At 56.5% G+C, this 21,005-nt stretch carries 17 protein-coding genes; 3 read left to right on the top strand and 14 right to left on the bottom strand.

The genetic code is table 11. The features are described 5' to 3' along the window. Nucleotides 1–76: 76 nt before the first annotated feature. From ABLU78_RS05160 to pdxA, 9 genes are all read right to left on the bottom strand, one after another. Nucleotides 77–1,705 (bottom strand): long-chain fatty acid--CoA ligase, encoded by a 1,629-nt coding sequence (locus ABLU78_RS05160; protein ID WP_042892242.1) that lies wholly within the window; start codon nt 1,703–1,705, stop codon nt 77–79. A 150-nt stretch (nt 1,706–1,855) separates the two neighbouring features. Then, the gene (locus ABLU78_RS05155) at nt 1,856–2,143 is read right to left on the bottom strand and encodes a hypothetical protein (RefSeq protein ID WP_015367155.1); all 288 of its coding nucleotides are present in this window, start codon (nt 2,141–2,143) and stop codon (nt 1,856–1,858) included. Between the two features lie 145 nt (nt 2,144–2,288). Further along, nucleotides 2,289–4,295, bottom strand: a complete 2,007-nt coding sequence (tkt, locus tag ABLU78_RS05150; protein WP_142966255.1) for a transketolase — start codon at nt 4,293–4,295, stop codon at nt 2,289–2,291. Nucleotides 4,296–4,313: 18 nt separating this feature from the next. Beyond that, the gene (gene tal, locus ABLU78_RS05145) at nt 4,314–5,264 is read right to left on the bottom strand and encodes a transaldolase (protein ID WP_048228654.1); all 951 of its coding nucleotides are present in this window, start codon (nt 5,262–5,264) and stop codon (nt 4,314–4,316) included. A 28-nt stretch (nt 5,265–5,292) separates the two neighbouring features. Beyond that, a complete protein-coding gene (rpiB, locus tag ABLU78_RS05140) occupies nt 5,293–5,751 on the bottom strand; it encodes a ribose 5-phosphate isomerase B (protein WP_015367158.1) in 459 nt (152 codons plus the stop codon). A gap of 32 nt (nt 5,752–5,783) precedes the next feature. Next, nucleotides 5,784–6,152: a PTS glucitol/sorbitol transporter subunit IIA gene (locus tag ABLU78_RS05135; protein WP_047045304.1), complete on the bottom strand. Its 369-nt coding sequence runs from the start codon at nt 6,150–6,152 to the stop codon at nt 5,784–5,786. Nucleotide 6,153: 1 nt separating this feature from the next. Beyond that, nucleotides 6,154–7,173 carry a 2-keto-3-deoxygluconate permease gene (locus ABLU78_RS05130; RefSeq protein ID WP_048228653.1) on the bottom strand — a complete coding sequence of 340 codons (1,020 nt, stop codon included), beginning with the start codon at nt 7,171–7,173 and terminating at the stop codon, nt 6,154–6,156. Nucleotides 7,174–7,321: 148 nt separating this feature from the next. After that, nucleotides 7,322–9,040 carry a four-carbon acid sugar kinase family protein gene (locus ABLU78_RS05125; protein ID WP_048228652.1) on the bottom strand — a complete coding sequence of 573 codons (1,719 nt, stop codon included), beginning with the start codon at nt 9,038–9,040 and terminating at the stop codon, nt 7,322–7,324. Between the two features lie 35 nt (nt 9,041–9,075). After that, nucleotides 9,076–10,083, bottom strand: a complete 1,008-nt coding sequence (gene pdxA, locus ABLU78_RS05120) for a 4-hydroxythreonine-4-phosphate dehydrogenase PdxA (RefSeq protein WP_015367162.1) — start codon at nt 10,081–10,083, stop codon at nt 9,076–9,078. A 243-nt stretch (nt 10,084–10,326) separates the two neighbouring features. Between pdxA and ABLU78_RS05115 the strand changes: the two genes are divergently transcribed. Beyond that, complete coding sequence (locus ABLU78_RS05115) at nt 10,327–11,121, top strand: triose-phosphate isomerase (protein WP_015367163.1); 795 nt, start codon at nt 10,327–10,329, stop codon at nt 11,119–11,121. Nucleotides 11,122–11,156: 35 nt separating this feature from the next. Continuing rightward, nucleotides 11,157–12,119: a sugar-binding transcriptional regulator gene (locus tag ABLU78_RS05110; RefSeq protein WP_015367164.1), complete on the top strand. Its 963-nt coding sequence runs from the start codon at nt 11,157–11,159 to the stop codon at nt 12,117–12,119. A gap of 38 nt (nt 12,120–12,157) precedes the next feature. Here ABLU78_RS05110 and cobB read toward each other — a convergent pair whose 3' ends face one another. From cobB to lolC, 5 genes are all read right to left on the bottom strand, one after another. Further along, the gene (cobB, locus tag ABLU78_RS05105; protein ID WP_042892240.1) at nt 12,158–12,982 is read right to left on the bottom strand and encodes a Sir2 family NAD+-dependent deacetylase; all 825 of its coding nucleotides are present in this window, start codon (nt 12,980–12,982) and stop codon (nt 12,158–12,160) included. 14 nt (nt 12,983–12,996) lie between these two features. Then, nucleotides 12,997–13,908, bottom strand: coding sequence for an N-acetylglucosamine kinase (nagK, locus tag ABLU78_RS05100; RefSeq protein ID WP_015367166.1), 912 nt, complete (start codon nt 13,906–13,908; stop codon nt 12,997–12,999). Between the two features lie 105 nt (nt 13,909–14,013). After that, nucleotides 14,014–15,258 carry a lipoprotein-releasing ABC transporter permease subunit LolE gene (gene lolE, locus ABLU78_RS05095; RefSeq protein ID WP_015367167.1) on the bottom strand — a complete coding sequence of 415 codons (1,245 nt, stop codon included), beginning with the start codon at nt 15,256–15,258 and terminating at the stop codon, nt 14,014–14,016. Further along, on the bottom strand, nt 15,258–15,959 hold the full coding sequence (lolD, locus tag ABLU78_RS05090; protein ID WP_015367168.1) for a lipoprotein-releasing ABC transporter ATP-binding protein LolD: 702 nt from the start codon (nt 15,957–15,959) through the stop codon (nt 15,258–15,260). Before lolD ends, lolE begins: the two co-directional genes overlap by 1 nt. Beyond that, on the bottom strand, nt 15,952–17,151 hold the full coding sequence (gene lolC / locus ABLU78_RS05085) for a lipoprotein-releasing ABC transporter permease subunit LolC (RefSeq protein WP_072201364.1): 1,200 nt from the start codon (nt 17,149–17,151) through the stop codon (nt 15,952–15,954). The genes lolD and lolC overlap by 8 nt, the downstream gene beginning before the upstream one ends. Before the next feature lie 338 nt (nt 17,152–17,489). Here lolC and mfd point away from each other — a divergent pair, with 338 nt between their 5' ends. Further along, nucleotides 17,490–20,936 (top strand): transcription-repair coupling factor, encoded by a 3,447-nt coding sequence (gene mfd / locus ABLU78_RS05080; RefSeq protein ID WP_015705052.1) that lies wholly within the window; start codon nt 17,490–17,492, stop codon nt 20,934–20,936. Nucleotides 20,937–21,005 lie beyond the last annotated feature (69 nt).

The raw sequence follows: 21,005 nt of genomic DNA, 5'->3' as shown, positions 1-21,005 counted from the left end.
GTAAGGCGGAACCCTGGTTCCGCCTTTTTCCCCCTACCCGCCTGATGCTGTAGACAATGCACAGACTCAGCGGTGGTCATCTTTCCTCGCGCATTAAAATCTGGCCGTACTCGTCACGAAGGCGATTCTTCAGCACCTTACCGGTGGCGCTAACCGGCAACGCATCGATAAAAATTATGCGGTCGGGGATCTGCCATTTCGGCACCCGCTCCTGATACCAGGCCAGCAGATCGGCCTCTTCGACTTCGCCCCCTTCAGCGCGGACGCATAGCAGCACCGGGCGTTCATCCCAACGCGGATGACGTGCGGCAATCGCTGCGGCGCTGCGCACCGCTGGATGGGCGATGGCGATATTCTCCAGCTCGACGGTCGAGATCCACTCCCCACCAGATTTAATAATATCTTTCGCCCGATCGTGGATAACCAGATAGCCGTTAACGTCGAGGGTGCCGATATCGCCGGTATCAAACCAGCCATCAGCGGTCAGCGCACTCTCATCGCGACCAAAATAGTGATCGACCACCCAGTGGCCGCGAACCTGCAAATATCCCTGACTTTTGCCATCACAGGGTAGCGGTTTCCCGTCGATATCCACCACCCGTAGATCGATGCCGAAAATCGGCCGTCCCTGCCCATCACTCTGCTGACGCTGCTGCTCCGCCGGGAGTGCGGCGTGCTTACTGAGCAGCGTATTGATCGTGCCGATGGGCGACGTTTCCGTCATCCCCCAGGCATGGATCAGCTCAATATCATAATCGCGCTTAAACGCTTCTCTCATCGATGGCGGTAACGCCGAGCCACCGACGAAGGAGCGCTTGAAATAAGGCAGGCGAAGATCCGATTTACGCAGCGCCGCCAGCAGTCCGGCCCAAATCACCGGCACGCCAAAAGCCACGCTGACCTTCTCGGCGCTCAGCAGACGCAACAGGCTATCGCCATCCAGGTGCGGCCCCGGCAACACCAGCCGCGCGCCGACCATCGCGGCAATAAACGGCGTTCCCCAGGCGTTGACGTGGAACATCGGCACTACCGGCAACAGCGAATCTTGCGCTGAAATGCCTGCACCGTCCGGCTGGTTGCCGCTTAGCGCATGCAGCACCAGCGAGCGATGGGTATTCAGTACGCCTTTCGGCCTGCCGGTGGTCCCTGAGGTATAACAAAGCGAAGCAGGCGTCAGCTCATTCAACCCAGGCCAGCAATAGTCGGCATCCCCCTGCTGTAACAGCTGGTCAAAAAAGCGTAATGACGGCAGCAAATCCTGCGCGTCTTCACTATGCGGCTCCATCAATACAATATGTTTAACCGTCGGTAGTTGTGGCTGCAGTTGCCGTATTAATGGCAGGAAAGTCTGGTCAATAAACAGCACCTCATCGGCGGCATCATTGATGATATACAACAGATGTTCGACCGACAGCCGCGGATTGATCGTGTGCGTCACCCAACCGCCAGACGCGACGGCGAAATAGATTTCGAGATGACGACGGTTATTCCACGCTAACGTACCGCAGCGGGCGCCAGCGGGCAGGCCCAACGTCGCCAGCGCCGAGGCCAGTCGTCGGGCGTTGCGGGCCACTTCTCCCCAACTGCTACGTTCTATTTCTCCGGCAGTACTCACCGAGACGATTTCCGTCTCGCGATGATACTGCGCCGCGTGTTCGAGTAGCGCTGAGGTAGTTAAGTGCTGATAAATCATCGGCGAAGGCATCACAGGCTCTCCTTATACAGGCTGATGGGCATGGCGGATGGAATCGCCGCAGGGTCTTCCACGATAACGATCAACACCGCGGCAGAGACAGGATAAAGATGGGATTGATGACGAGGCAGCCGGAAGCTGCCCGCCGATAAACGCCAGGTGCTACGCGCGCAGCGGATGGACGCGGGATTTGATCAACGCGTCCTCAACATCGAAATGGCTTAAAGGATAGTTGCTGGCCACCAGGTAGAAACGGCCATCCTGCGCTGGATATTCGTGAACATGATAGTTCACCATTTTCGGCGCAACCATCGGCTCATCATCAACGGTGCGTTTAGCATCTGAGGCATACTTTGAACGTACGGCCAGGCGGGTAGATTTAATATCGCTGTAAGTTTCGCCATGGTGCTCGTCGCCGAGGATCAGGTAATCAACGTACTCAGGTGGCATCTCACGCTCCTTCTTGGTCGCCAGAGAGTAAGAATATGCCATAAACGACGGCAGCATATCGCTTCGGTAGTCACAATATTGCAACTAAAAAATAACACATTATGAGTATCGCCCGGCAACGTTCCGGGCGATAGCGGTGAGACGATTACAGCAGTGCTTTCGCTTTGGCGACAACGTTGTCAACGGTGAAGCCGAACTCTTCAAACAGCTGCTCTGCCGGCGCAGACTCACCGAAGGTGGTCATGCCAACGATGGCGCCGTTCAGGCCAACGTATTTGAACCAGTAGTCCGCGATACCGGCTTCTACCGCCACGCGAGCGGAAACGGCTTTCGGCAGTACGGATTCACGATAGGCCGCATCCTGCTTGTCGAACGCGTCGGTGGACGGCATGGAGACCACGCGCGCCTTCACGCCTTCAGCGGTCAGTTTGTCCCACGCGGCAACCGCCAGTTCCACTTCTGAACCGGTGGCGATGAAGATCAGTTCCGGCTGCGAGCCGGCACACTCTTTCAGCACATAACCGCCGCGGGCCACGTTTGCCAGCTGCTCTGCGGTACGCTCCTGCTGCGCCAGGTTCTGACGGGAGAGGATCAGCGCGGTCGGGCCGTCCTGACGCTCTACGCCATATTTCCACGCAATCGCGGATTCAACCTGGTCACACGGACGCCAGGTGGACATGTTCGGCGTGACGCGCAGGGAAGCCACCTGCTCTACCGGCTGGTGAGTCGGGCCATCTTCGCCCAGACCGATGGAGTCGTGGGTGTAGACCATCACCTGACGCTGTTTCATCAGCGCCGCCATGCGTACCGCGTTACGCGCATATTCCACGAACATCAGGAAGGTAGAGGTGTACGGCAGGAAACCGCCGTGCAGCGAGATACCGTTGGCAATCGCGGTCATACCGAATTCACGTACGCCGTAATGGATGTAGTTACCGGCGGTGTCTTCGTTGATCGGCTTAGAGCCGGACCACAGGGTCAGGTTGGACGGCGCCAGGTCGGCAGAACCGCCGAGGAATTCCGGCAGCAGCGGGCCAAACGCTTCGATGGCGTTCTGCGATGCTTTGCGGCTGGCGATTTTGGCCGGATTGGCCTGCAGCTTAGCGATGAACTCGTTAGCTTTGGCGTCGAAGTCAGACGGCATTTCGCCTTTCATACGGCGGGTGAATTCGGCTGCTTCCTGCGGGAAGGCTTTCGCGTAGGCGGCAAACTTGTCGTTCCACGCCGCTTCTTTCGCCTGGCCAGCTTCTTTCGCATCCCACTGCGCATAGATGTCAGACGGGATTTCAAACGGAGCGTATTTCCAGCCCAGCGCTTCGCGGGTCAGCGCGATTTCCGCGTCGCCCAGCGGCGCGCCGTGGGAATCATGGGTGCCTGCTTTGTTCGGCGAACCGAAGCCGATGATGGTTTTGCACATCAGCAGGGACGGTTTGTCGGTGACCGTGCGCGCTTCTTCTACCGCGCGTTTGATGGCGTCAGCGTCGTGACCGTCAACGCCGCGCACCACGTGCCAGCCGTAGGCTTCAAAGCGTTTCGCGGTATCGTCGGTGAACCAGCCTTCAACGTGACCATCGATGGAGATGCCGTTGTCATCATAGAACGCCACCAGTTTACCCAGTTTCAGAGTACCGGCCAGGGAGCACACTTCGTGAGAAATGCCTTCCATCATGCAGCCGTCGCCCATGAAGGCGTAGGTGAAGTGATCGACGATGTCGTGTCCTGGACGGTTAAACTGCGCCGCCAGCGTTTTTTCCGCGATAGCCATACCGACTGCGTTAGCGATCCCCTGGCCCAGCGGGCCGGTGGTGGTTTCCACGCCTGCGGTGTAGCCGACTTCCGGGTGGCCCGGAGTCTTGGAGTGCAGCTGACGGAAGTTTTTCAGTTCTTCAATCGGCAGATCATAACCGGTGAGGTGCAGCAGGCTGTAAATCAGCATGGAGCCGTGACCGTTGGACAGCACGAAGCGGTCGCGATCGGCCCAGGACGGGTTCTGCGGGTTATGGTTCAGGAAATCACGCCACAGGACTTCGGCAATGTCAGCCATGCCCATCGGGGCGCCAGGGTGGCCGGATTTGGCTTTCTGTACAGCGTCCATCGAGAGTGCGCGCAGCGCGTTGGCGCAGCGGCGGCGAACGACAAGAGTGTTATTCATAGCGGTCTTCCCTGCTGCTTACAGCATCTGGCGAATTTGGTTTTCAAGTTTCAGTTGATCGGCGGCAAACAGCCGAATGCCTTCCGACAGTTTCTCCACCGCCATCGGATCCTGATGATGCTGCCAGAGAAACTCAGCCTGGCTCATCGGCGACGGTCGAGTTTCGCTGACGTAACCGGGCTGGAGCTGACGACTGAGCGGTGCGTCGTTAGCCGCCAGCTCATCGAGCAGCGCCGGGGAAATCGTCAACCGGTCGCAGCCCGCCAGCGCCTGAATTTGCTCAATACGGCGAAAGCTGGCGCCCATCACTACGGTGTCGTAGCCGTGGGATTTGTAGTACTGATAAATCTGGCGTACGGAAACGACGCCCGGATCGAGGTCGGCCTGATATTCCGTCTGGGGTTGATGCTTTTGATACCAGTCGTAGATCCGCCCGACGAACGGCGAAATCAGATAGACCCCCGCTTCGGCGCAGGCGCGTGCCTGGGCAAAGGAAAAGAGCAGCGTCAGGTTACAGTTAATGCCGCTTTTCTCCAGTTCCTCCGCCGCGCGGATCCCTTCCCAGGTCGCCGCCAGCTTAATCAGGATCCGTTCGGCGCCGATACCGTTTTTTTCATACATCTGGATTAGCTTGCGCGCCTGCGCGACGCACATGCCACGATCCCAGGCGTAACGCGCGTCGACTTCGGTGGAGATACGCCCGGGTACATGGCGCAGTACTTCGCTGCCGATATCCACCGCCACCTGATCGCAGGCATTAATCAGTTGGGTTTGTTCGCTGCCGCCCTGACGGCGCGCTTTACCGATGGCGTCGGCGATCAGCGCCTGGTACTGCGGAAGTTGGGCAGCCTTCAGCACCAATGACGGATTGGTCGTAGCATCCTGCGGCGAAAATTTTTTAATCGATTCAATATCGCCGGTATCGGCAACGACCACGGTATAGGATTTCAGGGTATCAAGCTGGTTCATAGTCTGTTCCTTTCAAAAAAACCGGGAATTAATCTCTGGCATGCTGGTGTTCGTAATAATCGATTCGTTCAACTTTCGGCGCTGAACCGCCGCCCTCGTATTCTGCCGCCAGCCACGCCTGGAGGATTTTTTTGCCTAATTCCGTGCCGATAACCCGCGCGCCAAGGGTGATAATCTGCGCATTATTGCTTTTGCGCGCCCGCTCGGCGGAGAAAGTATCGTGACACTGCGCGGCGCGAATACCCGGAACTTTATTCGCCACAATGCTCATGCCAATGCCGGTACCGCAAATTAAGATCCCGCGATCGTGTTCACCCTGCTTAATCGACATCGCCACCGCGTGAGCGACATCCGGATATACCGTGCTACCCTGGCGTTTATCGCTGCTGTAATCCGCAACGTTTATTCCTGACTCCTGCAAATAAGCGACGATGACATCGCGAAATGCATAGGCGGCATCATCCGCACCAATAGCGATCGTTTTCATAGTTAATTCCTTAGATTAATAACAGATTTAATTTAAAGTGTATAAATTGAAATTTGGTCACCCTCACTTATTATTTTGGGTGAACTGCCTGCCAGGTGAACCATCCCAGGTAATTCAGCCTGCGCGGCGTTATCAAAACTCAAGGTAATATGGCCAAGCCGTTTTAAATTCGCCGTTGCCACGCTGCCCACCGCGGTGATGCGATACTGAGTATTATTTAGCGATAGTATCTGTCCGGGAGCTAATTCCGCCGATAAATCACTGGCGCGGTGCAGCGCACAATACATGGCAATATCCGCAGGTGCCGGTTCAGCAAAGAGAATTAATTTATTTTCCGCGAGATAATTTGTGACGTATTCTCCCACGGCGGTAATTGACAACGAATACAACGGTGATGGCATATTATTTATTCCCCCGCGGCGCATGCGATGGTAGCGACACCGGTTTGTCATCTTCTTTTACTGGCGTATCCTCTACCTGCGGGGCGCGCTTTTTCAGACGTTTGTCAAACCAGGCCACCAGAACCGGCGCGGTGAGCATGGTAATAATACTGGCGGTAGCCAGCTGCGCGGTGGCGGCATCAACGTACATCGTCAGCGACGGATCCGCCTGCGCCACCAGAGCTGGCGTCAGTGCGGAACTGGCGGCCGTGGTGCCGAGCGCTGCGCCCAATGCGGTCTTCCTCTTAAGAAACAGGTTATACAGGAAATAGAAAATAATGCCGGTGATGGCCGAGATAACGCCCAACAGAATGCCTGACAGCCCGGCGGTAAACACGGTATCAATGCTTGAGTTAGCGCCAATGGCAAACGACATAATGATGATAATCAGCGGCTGCGCCGCGGCGCAAAGCTGTTTGAAGCTCTCATCGAGATTCCCCCATAGCATGCCGATCAGCAGCGGGATCAGCATCGACAGCAGCGCGGCAAAGGGGATATTAGCCAGACCGCTGACACCCAACACCACCATGGTGACGAAGGGACCGTCTTTAATGCAAAACACCGATATCGCTCCGGCGTCGCTGGCATCGCCATAGTTGCTACACAGCGCGATATACAGTGAACTGTTAGAGCTGGTTAAACAGGCAATCAGCGCCAGAGTCGAAATACCAAGGAAACCAGCCGGACCAAACATCGCCCCTGCCGCCCATACCGCCAGCGCCCCAGCAAGACATTTAAGGAACAGCAGCACCGCGCCTTTATACAATGGCAAACCGGCCTGGCGAATATTAATCGAGGTTCCGCAAATTAGCAGGAAAATCCCCATCATGGCGCTGGAGCCAACTTTAAACAGTGCCGTTGTCGGGCCGCCAATCGCCAATACCTGCGGCACAAAAGTATTAATAAGAATGGCGGCAAGCAGTGGGATAATAATTAATCCACCGGGTACCTTATTCATTTTATCCAGGATATTTATATTCATAGGGTAGCTCATCTTAGTTATATATATCCAGCCCTCTTCAAGTTGTATCGACGAATAATGCAATTACGGCTGATAACTTAAAGTATTTAGGGCACAGAGAGAAAACGACGCAATACCACCCGGACTACAATTACGTCGCCTTGGATTATTAATTTTGTGCTTCTTTATAAATCCGTTCGACAATGGTGCTAATAATATCTTCCGGGCCGGTTAATCCGCCCTTGCCGACGCAAATTAACCCAGCATAATCACCGCCGATAATTCGCACCATATCAGTTTGCGGGATCACGTAGTCAATCATTTCAATACCGGTTGCGCCAAGCTCTTTCAGGACGTTGACCATTGTGTCGCCTCCGGTCATATAAAGCCCTTTTATTTCCCCACCGGCGCAGTTCAACACCTCACGCACGATGCTGCCCAGTCCCTGGTTGATATTCTCCGCCGCCTGGCCGTGAGAGAGCCCGAAACGCCGCTCCTCCTCCTGGAGATCCAGAAGCCGCCCGGTCAACGCCGACTCAAAGACGAATAAGGCGTTTTGCTGCTGCGGAATGCAATGACGGGCATGCTGTACCACCCGCTGTACTTCAATTTCCGCGGCATTCTTTTTATCCACCAGCAGTTCCGCATCCACCGGGATGTGGCATACCCGCGGATCGTTGGCGATCAAATACTGTAATTGTTTTTTGGTCACCGGCGTGGCGCTGCCCGCCACCACCAGAATCGAACCACGCTGCTGCTCTGCGGTCTGCGGAGCCAGCGCTGCGACGCGAGCTTCACGCATCAGGCCACGGCGCACCGCCAGCCGTTCGGTAAAGGGGCCCGGGTCGACGGCCAGTACATTCCAGTTCAACGCAACCACCGCCCCGGCAATCGCATCAACATCCTCGACGGTGATCGCGTCAACAACGATAACTCGTACTCCGCGTTGCTGTTGCTCCTGCAGATCAATTTCAATCTGCGACTCGCCCTTCATTACCGAAGAGAGAGAAATATGGCCAACCTGATGATGCGTTTGCGCCGCCAACAGCCCCGGCACCCAGGATTCCGTTACTGGCGTGCGGACATCGCGGGCAACGTCGGTACGCGAGAGCGCGACTGAATCAATAACCGAATAGCCGCCCACGAGGATCCGCCGCGACTGCGGCATCGCCGGCACCACGACCGCCACCGTTTCCAGCGGCAGTTGTTCGAGCATAGCGTCAATTTCAAAACCGATGCCGCCGCGCAAGGTGGTATCGATGCGCTTGGTAAAATAGTGCGCGCCGCGCGCCTGTAACTGCTGTACCGCCGCGCTCACCTGGTGTTGGGCTTCGGCTTTCGGCAGCGGCCGACTGTCGCTACTAACAACCATGGCCGGATATTCCACCTCATTGCGCGAGAAGGACTCCGTATCAAAGAAAGCCGCCGTCTTCAGGCCGCTACGCGCCAGCAGGACGCCAAGGGTCGTCGCGCCGGTGAGATCGTCTGCGACGATACCCAGCGTGCCGCCTTCTCCCTGCGGCCACACCACCTCAATACCGGCAGGCGTGACCCCGGAGACATATATTTCCTCGTGGATATATTCCGCCAGCGGTCCGCTCTTTCCGGTGGGGTGTAAATTGATGGTCGGGATCCCGCGTTTCGGATACAGGCCGCAGCGCAGGGTGCCGCCGCAGTCAATCACCATCAGGCCAATTTCCGCTTCCGGCGGCTCGCCATTTTTAAATACATCAACGGCTGGCCAGCCGGTCAGCTCACACAGGCGCTCAACTACCGGGGGACACATCCCACCGGTGATATACGCAATCTTTTTCGCCTGACCGATATTTACCGTCAGCGGCCCGCCCCAGCCTTTACTGCCTTTGCTAATCAACAGATGCTTTTCCATCTCTCTGTCCTTTTGATTTGCATTAACGTCAGCGATTATTGATGCTTCATTTTCCAGTAACGCGCGGCCACCAGCGTCGACTCCAGCATACTGACGGTGCCCGCCTTGCCGGTACCGGCGATATCGAAGGCCGTACCGTGATCCACGGAGCTGCGCATAAACGGCAGACCGAAGGTAATGGTGATCGAACGTTCAAAATCGAGCGTCTTACAGGCGATATGCCCCTGATCGTGATACAGGGAGAGAATGGCGTCGTAGCGGCCCTGTTTACCAAGATGGAACACCGAATCCGCCGGTACCGGGCCAATGGCATTGATACCTAGCTCTTGCGCCGCTTTCACCGCCGGAATCAGGTTATCGGCCTCTTCATGACCAAACAGACCGTTATCAGAGCCATGCGGGTTCAGCGCGGCAACGGCAATGCGCGGGTTGCGAATATTCAGTTCGCTAAATTCATGGTGGATTTGTTGCACACAGGCCAGCACACGCTCTTTGTTGGCGTAATCACAGGCGGCTTTCAGCGCCATATGACGGCTGACGAAGAACACGCGCAGATTATGCACATGGAACATAGTCAGCCCGTAGTCGGATTTGGTCTCAACCTGATAGATTTCGGTATGGCCCGGCAATTTACAGCCCGCCAGCTTGATCGCCTCTTTATGGATAGGCGCGGTAGATACCACATCGATAAGCCCTGCCATCCCCAGCTCGATAGATTTCATCACATAATCCAGCGACATCTCGCCCGCCAGTTTTTGCACTTTACCCCATTCGATGCTGTCGCAGTCGTATTCGCCAGTCTCCATGATATCCAGCGTGCCCCAACGGAAACGGGCCTGTTCCGGATGCGTAATGCGGTTGATGGCAAAATCGCAGCCCATGATCTTCATCGCCCGCTCGACGATAGCAACCGAGCCTATCAGAAAAGGGTTGCACTCGTCATAGACGCCTTTGTCCATCATGGTGGCAACGGTGATCTCCGGGCCGATCCCTGCCGGATCGCCGATGGTGATTGCAACAACGGGTTTTTTCTCTTGTGACATCGTGAGCCTCTCGTGGTAGAAGTTAGTTGTTCATATGTTCACTATCAAATCAGATGTTCAAAACATTACCTGATGATCGCGTAACCATTAGTGATGCCGATCACATAAAATAATCTGAGAATTTATTTCATCAAAAAACGTGATCTAACATGTGTTCACACAATGATAAAAAGTTCAATCTCAGTGCTATCAGCACAAATCGATGTGACAAGCTATTGATTTTATTAATCAGGAGAAGTGAAGATGAAACCGATATGGTTAGGAACCAGCTGGAAGATGAACAAACCGCTATCGCAGGCGCTAGCCTGGTGCGAAACCCTGGCGCAACGTTTACCGCAGGTGACGCATCCTGATATTCAATCCTTTGTTATTCCCCCCTTTACCGCCATTCATCCCGTCAGCCGCTTTATCCAGCAGCACCATCTGCCGTGTCTGACCGGCGCACAAAATATGCATGAAGCGGAGAACGGCGCGTGGACAGGCGAGATTTCCGCCGCCATGTTGCAGGAAACCGGGGCGACACTGGTCGAACTTGGCCACTCAGAACGACGCGGCGCGTTCAATGAGTGCGACGCGGCCATTAACCAAAAGGTGCATAGCGCCCTGCGCCATGGATTACGCCCACTGATCTGCATCGGCGATAGCGCTGATGAAAAGCGCTGGCAGGTGTCTCAAGAAAGCGTAGTGCGGCAGATGAAAATCGCCCTCTATGGCCTGAGCGATAGTCAGGTGTTGCAAACGCTGGTGGCCTATGAACCCATCTGGGCTATCGGCGAACAGGGTACGCCGGCGACGCCGGAACAGGCCGCGGCGGTGCATCAGGCGTTGCGTCAGGCGCTATGCGCGACTTTCGGCGATGAGACCGGGCAACGTATTCCCCTGCTCTACGGCGGCAGCGTCAATCTGCAAAATGCGGTAGAACTACTGCGCCAGCCGGATATCGACGGCCTGTTTATCGGCCGCGCGGCATGGGACGCCAACGGCTATTGTGAAATTGTTCAACGCGTTACACAGGAATTTATTCTTCAGGCGCAGTAGTATTAAGGGGACACCAGAGATGGAAATTCCACGCTATGAATGAACAAGACTCAGATTACGCGCTGCTCACTGAAATCGCAGTCGCCTATTACGATCGGGAACAGACGCAGGAAGAGATAGCCAAACGTTTCGGGATCTCGCGCATCAAAGTGGGGCGACTACTGAAAAAAGCGCGTCAGGAAGGCATCGTTGAGATAAGCGTTAAGTACCACCCGGTCTTTAGTTCGCAGATTGAACAGCAGTTTATTTCGCACTTCGGGATTAAACGCGCGCTGATTGCCCTCGATCATCATGATGAAGATGAGCAGCGCCAGCAGGTGGCGGCGTTGGTAAGCAACTATCTTGCCGGCGTGTTAAAGAATGATATGACCGTCACCGTCGGTCAGGGGCGGAACGTGGCGGCCGTCGCTAATCACGTTGGCGTATTCCCGGAGCGCAACTGCCGCTTCATCTGCGGCATCGGCGGCACCAAGCGCGATAACCAGCTCATTGACGCCGACCATATCAGCCGGAATCTGGCGCGCAAATTTAACGGCTTTAGTGAAACGCTGTATGCGCCAGCCTATGTCGAAACCCCGGAGCTACGTTCGGCGTTTATGCAAAACCGCCTGATCAAAGCCACGCTGGAGCAGGCCAGCAAAGCCGACGTCGCCATCATTGGCCTTGGCGATATGAACGAGAACAGCTTTATGGTCCAACTCGGATGGTTCACACCGCAGGAAATCGCTTCCGCGCGGCAGGATCAGGGCGTGGTTGGCGACCTTGCAGGGTATAGCTTTTTCAATATTCAGGGTAAGCCGGTTGATACAGTAATGAATGACCGGGTGATCGGCCTGAGCCTCGAGCAACTGCGTTCCATTCCTTGCGTTATCGCCATTGCTTCGGAAAGCACTAAAGCGACGGCCATCCTCGGCGCGCTCCGTACCGGGGTTATAGATGTGCTGGCGACCAGCGCCTCAAATGCCCGCTCGGTTATCAATATGCAAAAAGCGCTATAAAACCGCCGCGTCAGACGCGGCGGTTTGACGTTAAGCCGTTACAGCCCTTTCAGCAGCTTATCAATGAACTCGGGCACCACTTCGCTTGCCAGCCCGTAATGTTTCTCAGCGAATTCGCTGCCGACCTGGCTGGGTTCAAGGTTTAGCTCGACGGTATGCGCGCCGTGCAGACGGGCTTCATGGACGAAACCCGCCGCCGGATAAACGTGACCAGAGGTTCCGATAGCAATAAAGATATCGGCCTCGGCCAGCCCGCTGTAGATCTCATCCATCCCCAGCGGCATCTCGCCAAACCATACCACGTGCGGGCGCAGCGCCGCCGGGAACTGGCAGCAGTGGCATTTGTCATCCACCGTCACGTCACCGGTCCATTCCAGCACCTGCCCGCTCCACGAACAGCGTACTTTCAGCAACTCGCCATGCATATGGATAACCCGGCGGTTACCCGCGCGCTCGTGCAGATTATCGATGTTCTGCGTCACCAGCAGAAAACGATCGCCAAGCACCTCTTCCAGCTTCGCCAGCGCCAGATGCGCGGCATTAGGCGCGATTTCTGCGCTCTGCAACTGGCGGCGGCGGGCGTTATAAAACGCCTGCACCAGCGCCGGGTCGCGGGCAAAACCTTCCGGTGTCGCCACGTCCTCTACCCGGTGTTCTTCCCACAGGCCGTCGGCGGCGCGGAAGGTTTTAATCCCCGACTCTGCCGAAATACCGGCGCCGGTTAACACCACCACCCGCGGTTTGTCTATTGCCTGCGGCGGCGTTTTGTCTTCGCCGAAGAAGACACGTTGCCGTAAGCGATCGCGTAACTGGCGTTTTTTACGGCGGAAACGGCTTAAGCGATGTAAGCGGCGCGACAGCATAGCTACCCCTGTAATTAATGAGTCAAATGAAGGAAGGCCGCACCGCGCATACCTCCGGCGTCGCCATGACGCGCGCGCTCAATGCGCGGCACCCGGGCGACCGGAAGCAAATGACGCGGCAGGCGCTGCGCCAGCCCTTCGGTTATAGCAGTAAAATTAGATAATCCGCCACCCAACACCAGCAGATCCGGATCGACAATGGTGAGGATATTGCCCAGACAAACGGCCAGTAGATCGAGATAACGCTCGACGTGCTCCCGCGCCTGCGCATCACCCTGCAGCCACAGATCGACGATCTGCGGCGAAGTTAAGGATTGGTGATAAAAATGCTGATACAGCCAGGCGAATCCGCGGCCGGAAAGATAGTTCTCGATGCAGCCGAGCTGACCACAGCCGCAACGGGTCAGCGGAAAATCGCGCCCCACCACTTCCAGGGCGTCTACCGGTAGACGAATATGGCCGAACTCGCCGGTGATGTAGCTGTGGCCGGTTATCGATTTACCGTTAAGCACGATCCCGCCGCCCACGCCGGTGCCGAGGATTAATCCCATCACCAGCGGATATTGGGTAAATTCATCATCCCACGCTTCAGATAACGCAAAACAGTTGGCGTCATTATCAAGACGCACTTCACGCCCCAGGCGCGCGCTGAGATCAACGCGCAGCGGTTGGCCGCTGGCGGCGGGTACGTTGGCGGCATACAGCTTGCCCTCCGCGGTTTCCGGCATGCCGGGGATACCGATACCGACCGCGCCCTCCACGCCAAAGCGCCGATCGGCTTCGCGAACCAGCGCTTCAATCGCCTGCAGGAAAGCCTCATAGCTTTCCGTTGGAGTGGGGACGCGTTTTTCCCACTGCAGTTGCCGGGCGTTATCAAATACGCCCAATGCTATCTTGCTGCCGCCAATGTCAAATCCGTAGTACATTTCAGCCATTCCTCTTATTGGCCCCAACCCCTCATCCTTTGGGCTGTATCTGCTTTCACAGCACTGGCCTAAGGGATGCGGCGTTTGACGGGCCACGACGATAAATTACTGGCCACTCAGCACCCTCGCCGGGTCAATACGACTGGCGCGGCGGGCGGGATACCAGCTGGCCAGCAAACTCAGCAACAGTGCTGTCACCAGCACATAAACGACATCCAGCCAGTGCAATTCAGACGGCAGGAAGTCAATAAAATAGATGTCGCCGGAAAGGAATTTATGCCCGATCAACGCTTCGATACCGTTGATAATCGATGTCAGCTTCAGCGCGGCTATCACGCCGATCACTACCCCGATCAGGCTCCCGACCGAACCGGCCAATAAACCATACCATACGAAAATCGCGCGGATTAAGCCGTCTTTCGCGCCAAGCGTGCGCAGCACCGCAATATCGCCGCTTTTATCTTTCACCGCCATCACCAGCGTCGAGACAATGTTGAAACAGGCGACGCCGATAACCAGTACCATGGCGAGATACATAATGGCGCGGATCATCTGAATATCACGGTACATATAGCCATAAGTGCCGATCCAGCTCTTGATATAGACGTAGCTGTTGGTCACTTCGCCGGCGTCGCGTACCAGCGTATTCGCGTGAAACACGTCGGTGACTTTAATGGCGATGCCGGTCACGCTGCTGCCCATATCCAGATACTGCTGGGCGTCCGCCATTGGGATCATCGCGAAGCTATGGTCCAGTTGGCCGCTCAGTTGCAGAATCCCGGTCACGTGTAGCCTGACGCGTTTCGGCTGCAACAGCTGGTGCTCGGAATCTGAATTGGGGATCATGATCGACACCCAATCGCCCTGCTTCACGTGCAGCGCATCGGCGACGCCTTTACCCAGAATCACCTGCTGCTCGCCGGCCTTAAAGTTGGCCCATGCGTTGTTCTGCACAAAGTTTGGTAGCGAACTCAGGCGGCTCTCCTGCTGCGGATCGACGCCCTTGACCTGAATGGCGCGCATATTGCTGCCGCTCTCCACCAACCCGGTAAAGTTGATATAAGGCGCAGCGGCGACGATGCCTTTCACTTTTTCAACTTTCGTCAGCGCTTCGTTCCAGTTATTCCACGGCTGGTTAACCGGCTCGATTTCGCCGTGCGGCACCACCGCCAGAATGCGGTTGTTGAGCTCGCGCTCGAAACCGTTCATCGCGCTCAGGCCGACGATCAGTACCGCCACCCCTAATGCGATGCCGATAGTAGAGATGACGGAAATCAGCGAGACCATACCGCCGCGGCGTCTGCCGCGGCTAAAACGCAGCGCAATCAGTAACGATAACGGTGAAGCCATTACTGGGCCCCCATCAGGGTCAGGTCAGCCGTCAGGCGGCCATCGCGCATCTCCAACTGGCGGTTCATGCGTTTCGCCAGCTGCAGGTCATGGGTCACCACCAGGAAAGCGGTACGCTGCGCCACGTTGAGCTCGCCCAGCAGCTCAAAAATACTGTCGGCATTGCGGGCGTCGAGGTTGCCGGTCGGTTCATCCGCCAGTACCAGCCGCGGTTTGTTCACCAGCGCGCGAGCAATCGCCACGCGCTGGCGCTCGCCGCCGGAAAGCTCCGACGGACGATGATGGCTACGATGCTCCAGGCCGACCGCCTGCAGCATCGCTTTCGCCTGACGTTCGATATCCGCCGCTTTTTTCTTGCCAATCAGCAGCGGCATCGCCACGTTTTCCAGCGCGGTAAAATCCGGCAGCAGATGGTGGAACTGATAGATAAAGCCGAGTTCGCGGTTACGCAGATCGGCGCGAGCCGCGGCGGAGAGCGAGCTCATCGGCTGACCGGAGAAAATAACATCGCCGGAGGTCGGCGTATCCAGCCCGCCAAGCAGGTGCAGTAGCGTACTTTTGCCGGAGCCTGAAGAGCCGACAATCGCCATCATTTCACCCTCTTGAATGCTGAAGCTGACATCGTGCAGCACATCGGTTTGCACGTTGCCTTCCTGATAGCGTTTGCACAGGTTGTCGCATTGCAGCAGGATCTTATTCATAACGTAAAGCCTCAGCGGGTTGGGTGGCGGCGGCGCGCCAGGAAGGATACAACGTAGACAGCAGGGCCAGCGCCATCGCCACCAGAGCGATAATAATCACCTGCAGCGGCTCAATCGCCACCGGCAGGGCCGCGCCGTCCAAAAACGCGCCGATAATCGGCATTAAATTATTCAGCTGGCTGGCCAACAGCACGCCGAGCAGCGCGCCAAGCAGCGCGCCCACTATCCCGGCGCTGGCGCCCTGTACCATAAAGACGGCCATGATCTGCCGCGGCGTCAGCCCCTGGGTCTGCAGAATAGCCACCTCGCCCTGCTTCTCCATCACCATCATGCCAAGCGAGGTAATAATGTTAAAAGCGGCAACGGCGACGATCAGGCTCAGCAGCAGCCCCATCATATTTTTTTCCATCCGCACGGCCTGGAACAGCTCGCCTTTACGCTCACGCCAGTCCTGCCATTTGGTACCTTCCGGCAGCGTCTGTTGGCTGAGGGTGTCAACCTGCAGCGGCTGGCTAAGCCACAGTCGCCAGCCGGTAATATTGCCCAGCGGATAGCGCATCAGACGAGAGGCATCATCGATATTGGTCAGCATTTGATAGCCGTCGACTTCGCTGTTGGCGGCGAAGGTGCCGATGACGTTAAACAAACGCTGGCTCGGGACACGGCCCATCGGGGTAAACTGGCTGGCGGAAGGCACCATGATGCGAATTTGATCGCCGCGGTTAACCCCCAACTGACCCGCCAGCTGTTCGCCGAGAATGACGTTATATTTGCCGGCCTGCAAATCGCTTTGTTTCACGTTCACCAGGTAAGGCGTCAGCGGATCTTTTTGCGCCGGGTCGATACCCAGCATCACGCCGACGGCGACGCTGCGGGCGCTTTGCAGCACCACATCACCGGTGGTGATCGGCGCGACGCGCGTCACGCCCTGCAGCTTAACGGCGCTTTCCGGCATTTTTTGCGGGTTGATAGAGCCCTGCTGGGCGCTAATGATAGCCTGCGGCATCAGCCCCAGGATGTTGTTTTGCAGCTCGCGCTCAAAACCGTTCATCACCGACAGGACGGTCACCAGCGCCATCACGCCAAGCGTAATGCCGATGGTCGAAAGCCAGGAAACGAAACGGCCGAAGCGGTCGGCTGCGCGCCCGCGCATGTAGCGAAGGCCGATAAATAGTGCGGCAGGTTGGTACATGTAATCCATCTGGTTGCTGATAGCCGATGTTCGAGTATATATGGCATAGCCCAACGCGTAAATCGCTGATACGGTAGATTTTTTCGCCAAAATAACAAAATAATAGTTTTAAATCAGAAAGTTAATTTAGAGTGTGTATATTTATCAATCGCCACACGCTGTAGAAAACATGGCGCAGAAGGCCATTCGGGTTGGCGAAATCAGACCAATTGCGGATAATCAGAGACATTGAATATCAGCAATTTGCCCCTACATCGAAGAGCGAGTTGGCCGACTGCGGCCAAACAGTACACACAATCGCCTGATGGGATAGGCGCTAAGGGATCCTGACAACCGTTATGCCTGAACAATATCGCTATACTCTGCCGGTCAAAGCCGGCGATCAGCGCCAGCTTGGCGAACTCACCGGCGCCGCCTGCGCCACGCTGGTAGCCGAAATGGCCGAACGCCATCATGGCCCGGTGGTGCTGGTGGCGCCTGACATGCAAAACGCCCTGCGTTTGAATGATGAAATCAGGCAATTTACCGATAGCATGGTGATCGGCCTCGCTGACTGGGAAACCCTGCCCTACGATAGCTTTTCGCCACATCAGGATATTATCTCTTCGCGCCTTGCGACTTTATACCAGCTGCCGACCATGCAGCGCGGCGTGCTTATCGTTCCGGTCAGCACTCTGATGCAGAAGGTCTGCCCGCATAATTATCTGCACGGTCACGCGCTGGTAATGAAAAAAGGGCAACGTCTGTCGCGCGATGCGCTACGCACGCAGTTGGACAGCGCCGGTTACCGCCATGTCGATCAGGTAATGGAACACGGCGAATACGCGACCCGCGGCGCCCTGCTCGACCTCTTCCCGATGGGCAGCGAGCAGCCCTATCGCCTCGATTTCTTCGATGACGAAATAGACAGCCTGCGGTTATTCGATGTTGATAGCCAGCGTACTCTGGAAGAAGTCGAGGCCATCAATTTGCTGCCGGCGCATGAGTTCCCAACCGACCAGGCGGCGATCGAACTGTTCCGCAGCCAGTGGCGCGATCGCTTTGACGTGAAGCGCGATCCGGAACATATCTACCAGCAGGTAAGCAAAGGTACCCTGCCCGCCGGGATCGAATACTGGCAACCGCTGTTCTTCAACGAGCCGCTGCCGCCGCTGTTTAGCTATTTCCCCTCCAGTACGCTGATTGTGAATACCGGCGATCTGGAGCACAGCGCCGAGCGTTTCCAGAATGAAACCCGCGCCCGCTTTGAAAACCGCGGCGTCGATCCGATGCGCCCGCTGCTACCGCCGGAACAACTGTGGCTGCGCAGCGACGAACTTTTTAGCGAGCTGAAAAAATGGCCGCGGGTCCAGTTAAAAACCGAGCGTCTGGCGGAGAAAGCCGCTCATACTAATCTCGGCTATCAACCCCTGCCCGAGTTGGCGATTCAGGCGCAGAATAAAGCGCCGCTGGACAACCTGCGACGCTTCCTTGAATCCTTCAGCGGCCCGGTGATTTTCTCCGTTGAAAGCGAAGGCCGCCGCGAGGCGCTGGGCGAAATGCTGGCGCGCATCAAAGTTGCGCCAAAACATATATTGCGCCTGCAGGAAGCCAGCGGAAATGGTCGTTTCCTGATGATCGGCGCCGCCGAGCACGGATTTATCGACAGCCAGGCTAATCTGGCGCTGATTTGCGAAAGCGATCTGCTGGGCGAACGCGTCGCCCGCCGTCGTCAGGATTCCCGCCGTACCATTAACCCCGATACGCTCATTCGCAACCTGGCGGAACTACATATCGGACAGCCGGTGGTGCACCTTGAACATGGGGTGGGTCGTTATGCGGGGATGACCACCCTCGAAGCCGGGGGCATCAAAGGCGAATATCTGATGCTGACCTACGCCAACGACGCCAAACTGTACGTCCCGGTATCGTCACTGCATTTGATTAGCCGCTACGCCGGCGGGGCGGAAGAAAATGCGCCGCTACATAAACTGGGCGGCGATGCCTGGGCGCGGGCAAGGCAAAAAGCGGCGGAGAAAGTGCGCGACGTCGCCGCCGAACTGCTGGATATCTACGCCCAGCGCGCGGCCAAAGAAGGCTTCGCCTTTAAGCATGACCGCGAGCAGTATCAATTATTCTGCGATGGTTTCCCGTTCGAAACCACGCCGGATCAGGCGCAGGCGATCAACGCCGTTCTCAGCGATATGTGCCAGCCGCTGGCAATGGACCGCCTGGTGTGCGGCGACGTTGGCTTCGGGAAAACCGAAGTGGCGATGCGCGCCGCCTTCCTCGCCGTCGAAAACCACAAACAGGTGGCCGTGCTGGTGCCGACCACCCTGCTCGCCCAGCAGCACTACGATAACTTCCGCGACCGCTTCGCCAACTGGCCGGTACGCATTGAGATGCTATCGCGTTTCCGCAGCGCCAAAGAGCAGGCGCAGATCCTCGAACAGGCGGCAGAAGGTAAAATCGATATTCTGATCGGCACCCATAAGCTGCTGCAAAATGAAGTCAAGCTGCGCGACCTGGGTCTGCTTATCGTCGATGAAGAACACCGCTTCGGGGTGCGTCATAAAGAACGCATCAAGGCGATGCGCGCGGACGTCGATATCCTGACGCTGACCGCCACGCCTATTCCGCGTACGCTTAATATGGCGATGAGCGGAATGCGCGATCTGTCCATTATCGCCACCCCGCCAGCTCGCCGTCTGGCGGTAAAAACCTTTGTCCGCGAATATGACGCGCTGGTGGTTCGCGAGGCGATCCTGCGTGAAGTCCTGCGCGGCGGTCAGGTTTACTATCTGTATAACGATGTTGAAAATATTCAGAAAGCGGCGGATCGTCTGGCGGAACTGGTGCCGGAGGCGCGAATTGCCATCGGTCACGGCCAGATGCGCGAACGCGAACTGGAACGGGTGATGAATGATTTCCATCACCAGCGTTTTAACGTGCTGGTCTGCACGACGATCATTGAAACCGGCATCGATATCCCGACCGCCAATACCATCATCATTGAGCGCGCCGATCACTTCGGCCTTGCCCAGCTGCACCAGCTGCGCGGCCGCGTGGGCCGTTCACACCATCAGGCCTACGCCTGGCTGCTCACCCCGCATCCGAAAGCGATGACTACCGACGCGCAGAAACGCCTGGAAGCTATCGCTTCGCTGGAAGACCTTGGCGCCGGCTTTGCCCTCGCGACCCACGATCTTGAAATTCGCGGCGCCGGCGAACTGCTGGGAGAAGGTCAGAGCGGACAGATGGAAACCATCGGCTTCTCGCTGTATATGGAACTGCTGGAGAACGCCGTCGATGCCCTGAAAGAGGGTCGCGAGCCGTCACTGGAAGATCTCACCAGCCAGCAGACGGAAGTGGAGCTGCGCATGCCGGCGCTGCTGCCGGATGACTTTATTCCCGACGTGAACACCCGTCTGTCGTTCTATAAACGTATCGCCAGCACCAAAAACGAACACGATCTCGATGAGATCAAAGTCGAGCTGATCGATCGCTTTGGCACATTGCCGGATGCGGCGCGTAATTTGCTGGATATCACGCGCCTACGCCAGCAGGCGCAAAAGCTGGGGATCCGTAAGCTGGAGTGCAATGAAAAAGGCGGCGTGATCGAGTTTAACGAGAAAAATAATGTGAACCCGGTCTGGCTTATCGGTCTGCTGCAGAAGCAGCCGCAGCATTACCGGCTGGATGGGCCAACTCGTCTTAAATTCTTCCAGGAGCTGGATGAGCGTAAAACACGTATGGACTGGGTACGCCAGTTTATGCGTCAGCTGGAAGAAAACGCCACCGCTTGATAAAAAAGAGATGCGGTTGTCAGAACCGCATCTCTTTACCTGTCACAGTTAGCAAACTTTACAAACATT

It is taken from the genome of Klebsiella sp. JN_Kp122 (genome assembly GCF_040062085.1).
GTDB classification, from domain to species: Bacteria; Pseudomonadota; Gammaproteobacteria; order Enterobacterales; family Enterobacteriaceae; genus Klebsiella; species Klebsiella aerogenes.
The sequence above is the reverse complement of the archived record's forward strand: the minus strand, read 5'-3'. Positions and strand labels throughout refer to the sequence as shown.

What these genes read in the sequence shown, in the direction of transcription:
- lolC (WP_072201364.1), bottom strand. Translation starts at nt 17,151, where the DNA reads ATGTACCAACCTGCCGCACTATTTATCGGCCTTCGCTACATGCGCGGG.
- ABLU78_RS05110 (WP_015367164.1), top strand. Translation starts at nt 11,157, where the DNA reads ATGAATGAACAAGACTCAGATTACGCGCTGCTCACTGAAATCGCAGTC.
- ABLU78_RS05135 (WP_047045304.1), bottom strand. Translation starts at nt 6,152, where the DNA reads ATGCCATCACCGTTGTATTCGTTGTCAATTACCGCCGTGGGAGAATAC.
- tal (WP_048228654.1), bottom strand. Translation starts at nt 5,264, where the DNA reads ATGAACCAGCTTGATACCCTGAAATCCTATACCGTGGTCGTTGCCGAT.
- ABLU78_RS05125 (WP_048228652.1), bottom strand. Translation starts at nt 9,040, where the DNA reads ATGGAAAAGCATCTGTTGATTAGCAAAGGCAGTAAAGGCTGGGGCGGG.
- ABLU78_RS05155 (WP_015367155.1), bottom strand. Translation starts at nt 2,143, where the DNA reads ATGCCACCTGAGTACGTTGATTACCTGATCCTCGGCGACGAGCACCAT.
- ABLU78_RS05115 (WP_015367163.1), top strand. Translation starts at nt 10,327, where the DNA reads ATGAAACCGATATGGTTAGGAACCAGCTGGAAGATGAACAAACCGCTA.
- mfd (WP_015705052.1), top strand. Translation starts at nt 17,490, where the DNA reads ATGCCTGAACAATATCGCTATACTCTGCCGGTCAAAGCCGGCGATCAG.
- ABLU78_RS05160 (WP_042892242.1), bottom strand. Translation starts at nt 1,705, where the DNA reads ATGCCTTCGCCGATGATTTATCAGCACTTAACTACCTCAGCGCTACTC.
- rpiB (WP_015367158.1), bottom strand. Translation starts at nt 5,751, where the DNA reads ATGAAAACGATCGCTATTGGTGCGGATGATGCCGCCTATGCATTTCGC.
- lolD (WP_015367168.1), bottom strand. Translation starts at nt 15,959, where the DNA reads ATGAATAAGATCCTGCTGCAATGCGACAACCTGTGCAAACGCTATCAG.
- tkt (WP_142966255.1), bottom strand. Translation starts at nt 4,295, where the DNA reads ATGAATAACACTCTTGTCGTTCGCCGCCGCTGCGCCAACGCGCTGCGC.
- pdxA (WP_015367162.1), bottom strand. Translation starts at nt 10,083, where the DNA reads ATGTCACAAGAGAAAAAACCCGTTGTTGCAATCACCATCGGCGATCCG.
- ABLU78_RS05130 (WP_048228653.1), bottom strand. Translation starts at nt 7,173, where the DNA reads ATGAATATAAATATCCTGGATAAAATGAATAAGGTACCCGGTGGATTA.
- lolE (WP_015367167.1), bottom strand. Translation starts at nt 15,258, where the DNA reads ATGGCTTCACCGTTATCGTTACTGATTGCGCTGCGTTTTAGCCGCGGC.
- cobB (WP_042892240.1), bottom strand. Translation starts at nt 12,982, where the DNA reads ATGCTGTCGCGCCGCTTACATCGCTTAAGCCGTTTCCGCCGTAAAAAA.
- nagK (WP_015367166.1), bottom strand. Translation starts at nt 13,908, where the DNA reads ATGTACTACGGATTTGACATTGGCGGCAGCAAGATAGCATTGGGCGTA.